This window comes from Bradyrhizobium glycinis, assembly GCF_016031655.1.
Taxonomy (GTDB): domain Bacteria; phylum Pseudomonadota; class Alphaproteobacteria; order Rhizobiales; family Xanthobacteraceae; genus Bradyrhizobium; species Bradyrhizobium glycinis.
The window spans coordinates 33,525-40,590 of the sequence record NZ_JACCHQ010000044.1; the positions used below are offsets into that span (position 1 = coordinate 33,525).

Sequence of the window (7,066 nt, forward strand, 5' to 3'; positions counted from 1 at the left end):
TGCCCCGTCATTCCGGGATGGTCCGAAGGACCAGACCTCAGGTGCGCAATTGCGCACCGGGGAATCTCGAGATTCCGGGTTCGATGCTCCGCATCGTCCCGGAATGACGGCGGACCGACCTGGCCGGCCCGCTATCGGGGAGACCAGCCATACCCTCCCCGCCCTTCGCAAAAGCGGGATTTCCGTGCTAGGACACTGTCTTAGCAGAAGGTTTGACTCCCATGGCCGCCCCCCTCAAAGCCGTAGACGGCAATGCCGATCTCCAGGCGCTGATGTCCGATCTCGGAACCCGTGCCCGCGCTGCCGCGCGCGTGCTGGCGCTGGCGCCGCCGGAGCAGAAGAACCGGGCGCTGGAGGCCATGGAGCGGGCGATCCGCGCAAGCGCGGCCGCAATTCTCGCCGCCAATGCCGAGGACGTCGCGGAGGCCCGCGCCTCAGGCAATGCTACCTCCGCCTTCATCGACCGCCTGACGCTGACGCCGGCGCGCATCGAGGGCATGGCTGAAGGCATCGGCATCGTGCGCGGCATCGCCGATCCCATCGGGGTCGTCACCGAGCGCTGGCAGCGGCCAAACGGCATGTCCATCGAGCGCGTGCGGGTGCCGCTCGGCGTCGTCGGCGTGATCTTCGAGAGCCGACCGAACGTCGCGGCGGACGCCGGCGTGCTGTGCCTGAAGTCGGGCAATGCCGTGATCCTGCGCGGCGGCTCGGACAGTTTCCGCTCCTGCCGCGCCATCCATGAATGCCTGGTGCAGGGCCTGCGCGAAGCTGGCCTGCCGGAAGCTGCGATCACGCTGGTGCCGACGCGCGACCGCGCCGCGGTCGGCATGATGCTGTCGGGCCTGAACGGCGCCGTCGACGTCATCGTGCCGCGCGGGGGCAAGAGCCTCGTCGCGCGCGTCGAGCAGGAGGCGCGCGTGCCTGTCTTTGCGCATCTCGAGGGCGTCAACCACGTCTATGTCGATGGCAGCGCCGACCTCGCCATGGCGAAGTCGATCGTGCTCAATGCCAAGATGCGACGCACCGGCGTCTGCGGTGCAGCCGAGACGCTGCTGGTCGATCGTGCGGCCGCTGGCAAGAGCCTGAAGCCGCTGGTCGAGATGCTGCTCGATGCCGGCTGCGAGGTGCGCGGCGACGAGGCCGTGCAGAAGGCCGATGCGCGCGTCAAGCCGGCGAGCGACGAGGATTGGGACACCGAATATCTCGACGCGATCATCGCGGCGAAGGTGGTGGACGGCGTCGATGGCGCGATCGCGCATATCCAGAACCACGGCTCGCATCACACCGATGCAATCGTGAGCGCGGATGAGGCTGCGGCCAACAAGTTCCTGAGCGAGGTCGATTCCGCGATCGTGCTCCACAACGCCTCGACGCAGTTCGCCGACGGCGGCGAGTTCGGTTTCGGCGCCGAGATCGGGATTGCCACCGGCCGCTTCCACGCCCGCGGCCCGGTCGGCGCCGAGCAATTGACGAGCTTCAAATATCGCGTCCACGGCACCGGACAGACCCGGCCGTAGACGTCGCGAGGCGCGGGCATTGAGCAACAATCTCGTCGTGCCGCGCTTCGTGGCGCAAGCGGTTCCGCCCTCGACGCCGGGCATGCGCATCGGCCTGCTCGGCGGCTCGTTCAACCCGCCGCATCAGGCCCACCGCGCGATCAGCCGCTTCGCGCTGAAGCGATTGCAACTCGATCGCGTCTGGTGGCTGGTGACGCCGGGCAATCCGCTCAAGGAGAACGGCACGCTGCAGGAACTCGGCGCGCGCATGCAGGCCGCGCGCGAGGTCGCCGATGATCCGCGCATCGAGGTGAGCTGTCTCGAATCCGTCATTCGCACCCGCTATACTATCGACACGATCAACACCTTGCGCCGCCGCTTCCCCGGCTTGCGCTTTGTCTGGATCATGGGCGCCGACAATCTCGCTCAATTCCATCGTTGGCAGGACTGGCGGCGCATCGCCGCTCAGGTGCCGATGGCAGTGATCGATCGTCCCCCGCAGAGTTTTCGCGCGCTGGGCTCGCCCGCAGCCCAGGCGTTATCGCGCTACCGTCTGCCCGAGAACAAGGCATTCCAGCTTGCCGATCGGCCGGCACCGGCCTGGGTGTTCCTGACCGGATTAAAGCTGAATCTCTCCTCCACCGGCCTACGGAACCCGGACGGGAGCTGGAAAGGTACGAAGTGAGACGAAGTGTGGGGACATGGTGTGGACTACGGGCTCTCTGGCATATTGAAACCCTTAACCCCACATGATGTAGTGTAACCAGTGGGCGCCGGATTCGGCGTTCGCGATACAGTGAAAGGAATGGTCCCTGACCGCATCTGTATTGTCCAAGCCTGTTTTACCCAAGGTTGCCAAGCCTACGCGTAAAACATCGACCAAAGCTGCGGCCTTGAAGGCGCAACCCGACGCCGACAAGACGCTGAGCCTGATCCTCTCCCGCCTCGAGGACATGAAGGCGGAAGAGACGGTCACCATCGACCTTCGCGGCAAATCGGCGTACTCCGACTACATGATCGTCACCACCGGCCGGGTGAACCGGCACGTCGGCGCGATCGCGGAAAACGTCACCAAGAGCCTCAAGGAAAACGGCATCAAGAACATCCATGTCGAGGGCTTGCCCAATTGCGACTGGGTGCTGATCGATTCCGGCGACGTGATCGTGCACGTGTTCAGACCCGAGGTCCGCGAGTTCTACAACCTCGAAAGGTTGTATACGCAGGGCCCAGGGGCTGCGAAGGCGATCTAGGCTCAACTGGCCGATTTCGAATCGGCCGACGCGCATGCTAGCGTCGTGCGCGCGCTTGTTGCGCGCGGTCTCGTCAACGCGACTCCAGAATCATGCGTGTTGCTGTTATTGCGGTGGGCCGGCTGAAGCAGGGCCCCGAACGGGAGCTTGCAGACCGCTATTTCGAGCGGTTCGAGGAGGCTGGCCGCAAGCTTGGATTCCGCGAGCTCGGCATCCACGAAATTCCCGAAAGCCGCGCACGCGATGCGCAGACACGGATGGCCGAAGAGGCCGCGGCGATCTCGGCGCATATTCCTGATAAGGCGATCCTGGTGGCGCTGGACGAGCGCGGCCAGAATCTCGATTCCACCGTATTCGCACGGCATCTGGCGCGCTGGCGCGACGAGGGCGCCGGACATACTATCTTCGTGATCGGAGGGGCGGACGGACTTTCGCCCGAATTGCGCCGTAAGGCCAAGCTCGCGATCGCGTTCGGCTCTGCGACCTGGCCGCACCAAATGGTCCGCGTCATGCTTCTGGAACAGCTGTATCGGGCCGCCACCATCCTGGCCGGCCATCCCTATCACCGCGCATGATGCGCGCCACAACGAGCACCTTTGCCGACACGATGCGAGCGCCGCTCCTCAACCTGCTGCTGATCACTGGCCTTGCCGGCGCAAGCCTCGCGCAAGCTCAGACGGCAGCGCCGCCGCAGACCGCGGCGGTCTCGCCCGACGCGATCAAGCAGCGCGAGCAGGAGCTGGAGGCCGCACGCGCGAGACAACGAAGCGCGGAAGAAGCGCAGGCCAAGCTCAAGGCCGAGATCACCGCACTTGGCCAGGACCGCACCCAGCTCAATCAGCAGCTGATCGAGACCGCGGCCAATGTGCGCGCCGTGGAGGCCAAGATCGACGAGGCCGAGGCGCGGCTGCGCACGCTGAACGGCCGCGAGCAGCAGATGCGCGCCTCGCTGGATTCGCGCCGTGCCGACATCGTCGAGGTGCTGGCGGCCTTGCAGCGTGCCGGCCGGCGCACGCCGCCGGCGCTGCTGGTGCGGCCCGAAGATGCGCTGCAATCCTTGCGCACCGCGATGCTGCTTGGCGCCGTCGTGCCGGAATTGCGCGGCCGCGCCGAGAAGCTCGCAAGCGAGCTCGGCGAGCTCGTGGCCTTGCGCAAGACCATCGCCACCGAGCGCGATCAGCTCGCCTCCGACCGTGACAAGGTCAGGAGCGACCAGACCCGGCTCACCGCCCTGATCGAGGAACGGCAGCGTCAGCAGTCCGCACGGGAAAAAGACCTCGATGCCGAAAGCGCGCGCGCGATCGCGCTGTCAAGGCAGGTCGGCGATCTCCAGGGGCTGATCGCCAAGATGGAGCAGGATCTGCAAACCGCCGCCAAGGCGGCCGAGAAGGCCGCCGAGGCCGCAAGGCAGGCCGAGGCCAGGGAGGCCAAACTGGCGGCGGCAAACGCGGCCGCCAGCGCCAAACAGGGCCCGGGCGCGTTCAAGGACAAGTCCCGCACCACCCCGGCGATCGCCTTCGCCTCGGCCAAGGGCCTCCTGTCGCTTCCGGTTAACGGTAACAAGATCAGGGATTTTGGCGGTTCCGACGGGGTCGGCGGCGTCCAGAAGGGTATTTCGCTGGCGACTAAGCCCGGCGCCCAGGTCACGACGCCGTGTGATGGCTGGGTTGTGTATGCCGGCCCATTCCGCAGCTATGGACAACTCTTGATCCTCAATGCCGGGGGCGGGTATCATGTCTTGATCGCCGGGATGGAGCGCATTTCGGTCAACATCGGGCAGTTTGTGCTCACGGGGGAGCCGGTCGCGACCATGGGGTCGACCTCTCAGGTCGCCTCCATTCTCGCCACGAACGCGAGTCAACCTGTGCTGTATGTCGAGTTCCGTAAAGACGGCACTCCAATCGATCCAGGCCCATGGTGGGCCGCAAATGAAGGCGAGAAGGTTCGCGGATGATGCGCAAGACTTCAGTAATCCTCCTCAGCGCCGCCACCGGTGCGGCGTTGACGCTGTTCGTGACCCAGCCGCGCGCGGTGTTCATGGGCTCCAGCGCGCGAGCCGCCACCGCGGACACCTATCGCCAGCTCAATTTGTTCGGCGACGTGTTCGAGCGCGTCCGCTCCGACTATGTCGAGAAGCCCGATGACACCAAGCTGATCGAATCCGCCATCAGCGGCATGCTCACCGGCCTCGATCCGCATTCGAGCTACATGGACGCCAAGAGCTTCCGCGACATGCAGGTGCAGACCCGCGGCGAGTTCGGCGGCCTCGGCATCGAGGTCACGATGGAGGACGGCCTGATCAAGGTGGTCTCGCCGATCGACGACACGCCCGCTTCGCGCGCCGGCATCATGGCCAACGACATCATCACCAATCTCGACGACGAGGCGGTGCAGGGCCTGACCCTGAACCAGGCGGTCGAGAAGATGCGCGGTCCGGTCAACACCAAGATCAAGCTCAAGATCATCCGCAAGGGCCAGGACAACCCGCTCGACGTCACGCTGGTGCGCGACAACATCCGCGTCCGCTCGGTGCGCGCGCGCGTCGAGCAGGACGACATCGGCTATATCCGCATCACCACCTTCAACGAGCAGACCACCGAAGGCCTGAAGCGTGAGATCGGTAACCTCACGAACCAGATCGGCAGCGACAAGCTCAAGGGCTTCATCATCGACCTGCGCAACAATCCCGGCGGCCTGCTCGAGGAAGCGGTCACCGTCTCCGACTCGTTCCTCGAGAAGGGCGAGATCGTCTCGACCCGCGGCCGCAATGCCGAGGAGACCCAGCGCCGCACCGCGCATGCGGGCGACCTGACCAAGGGCAGGCCGGTCATCGTGCTGGTCAATGGCGGCTCGGCCTCGGCGTCGGAAATCGTCGCCGGCGCACTGCAGGACCACAAGCGCGCGACCATCGTCGGCACGCGCTCGTTCGGCAAGGGCTCGGTGCAGACCATCATTCCGCTCGGCAGCGGCAACGGCGCGTTGCGGCTGACCACCGCGCGCTATTACACGCCGTCGGGCAAGTCGATCCAGGCCAAGGGCATCGTGCCCGATATCGAAGTGCTCCAGGACGTGCCGGACGAGCTGAAGTCGCGCACCGACACCAAGGGCGAGGCTTCGCTGCGCGGCCATCTGAAGAACGACGGCGACGAGAAGACGGGCTCGCAGTCCTACGTCCCGCCGGACGCCAAGGACGACAAGGCGCTCAAGCTCGCCGGCGACCTGCTCCACGGCATCAAGAACAGCGCCTCGGCGGCGCCCACGCCCGGCAACGACAACAAGGCGACGGCCGACAAGCCCAAAGCGGCGAATTAAGTCGGCGCCACGCGCGATCTCCAAAGGGCGGCTTCCTGAAGCCGCCCTTTTTGTTTGGAACTCCCCCGTGGTCATTCGGCCTCTCCCGGCCTGCCGCCGCTTGACCGCGGCGTGGTATCGTCGGCACGAGTGATTCGGGATCGCGCATGACTGAGACGGCCGATGATCTGAGCGCCCCGCTCGGACAGGACAAGCCGCGCCGGAAACGCCGGCTGCGGCTGCCGTTCACTGCCATGCAGCTGCTGGCCGTCCTGCTCGGCCTGTTCCTGGTTACCTTTGCCGGCTTCGCCATCTTCAACAACGATCCGCTCGGCGGCGAGCCGATGGCCAGGCTCGCGATCCGCGCTCCCACTGCCACGGACGAGAAACCGGCCGCATCCGGCCCCGGCGCCGAGAGCAAACCAGACGGCAAGCACGAGACCAGAGAGGTGCCGAAGCAGGCCGCGCCCGGCGAGCAGAAGACCATCACCATGATCGACGGCTCCACCGGCGCCCGCCACGACGTGGTGATCGGTGCGGGCGATGCTGCCGACAAGGGTGAGGCCTCCGCCCCGCCGTCTGTCATGGCCGGGATCAATCCGAAACTGCTGGAGAAATCGCGCTACGGCATGATCCCGGTGGCCGCCGACGGGCTGAAGCCGTTCAACGTCTATGCGGCGGACGCCGACCGCGCCAAGGCCGCCAAGATGCCGGTGGTCGCCATCGTGATCGGCGGCCTCGGCGTCGGCGCCGCCAAGACCCTGGACGCCATCATGAAGCTGCCGCCGGCGGTGACGCTGGCCTTCACGCCCTACGGCTCCGACCCCGGCAAGCTCGCCGAGCGGGCGCGGGCGCAGCGCCACGAGATCTTCCTCCAGATCCCGATGGAGCCCTACGACTTCCCCGACAACGATCCGGGGCCGCAAACGCTGCTGACCTCGCTCAGCTCCGACCAGAACATGGACCGCCTGTACTGGCACCTCAGCCGGATGCAGGGCTATGCCGGCCTCACCAATTTCATGGGCGCCC

Annotated in this window: 7 protein-coding genes; all 7 read left to right on the plus strand. The window is 66.1% G+C overall.

Going from position 1 to position 7,066, the window contains the following annotated elements; translation table 11 throughout:
• Positions 1–221 precede the first annotated feature (221 nt).
• Positions 222–1,517, plus strand: a complete 1,296-nt coding sequence (locus HZZ16_RS35430) for a glutamate-5-semialdehyde dehydrogenase (RefSeq protein WP_197955280.1) — start codon at positions 222–224, stop codon at positions 1,515–1,517.
• Between the two features lie 19 nt (positions 1,518–1,536).
• Positions 1,537–2,181 carry a nicotinate-nucleotide adenylyltransferase gene (locus HZZ16_RS35435; RefSeq protein WP_197955281.1) on the plus strand — a complete coding sequence of 215 codons (645 nt, stop codon included), beginning with the start codon at positions 1,537–1,539 and terminating at the stop codon, positions 2,179–2,181.
• Positions 2,182–2,389: 208 nt separating this feature from the next.
• Positions 2,390–2,746: a ribosome silencing factor gene (rsfS, locus tag HZZ16_RS35440; protein ID WP_024338888.1), complete on the plus strand. Its 357-nt coding sequence runs from the start codon at positions 2,390–2,392 to the stop codon at positions 2,744–2,746.
• A 92-nt stretch (positions 2,747–2,838) separates the two neighbouring features.
• On the plus strand, positions 2,839–3,321 hold the full coding sequence (gene rlmH / locus HZZ16_RS35445) for a 23S rRNA (pseudouridine(1915)-N(3))-methyltransferase RlmH (protein ID WP_197955282.1): 483 nt from the start codon (positions 2,839–2,841) through the stop codon (positions 3,319–3,321).
• Positions 3,322–3,353: 32 nt separating this feature from the next.
• A complete protein-coding gene (locus HZZ16_RS35450; protein WP_197955295.1) occupies positions 3,354–4,700 on the plus strand; it encodes a murein hydrolase activator EnvC family protein in 1,347 nt (448 codons plus the stop codon).
• Complete coding sequence (locus tag HZZ16_RS35455) at positions 4,697–6,058, plus strand: S41 family peptidase (protein WP_197955283.1); 1,362 nt, start codon at positions 4,697–4,699, stop codon at positions 6,056–6,058. Before HZZ16_RS35450 ends, HZZ16_RS35455 begins: the two co-directional genes overlap by 4 nt.
• 146 nt (positions 6,059–6,204) lie before the next feature.
• Positions 6,205–7,066: divergent polysaccharide deacetylase family protein (locus HZZ16_RS35460; protein WP_197955291.1), on the plus strand; the 862-nt coding region annotated here is incomplete at its 3' end.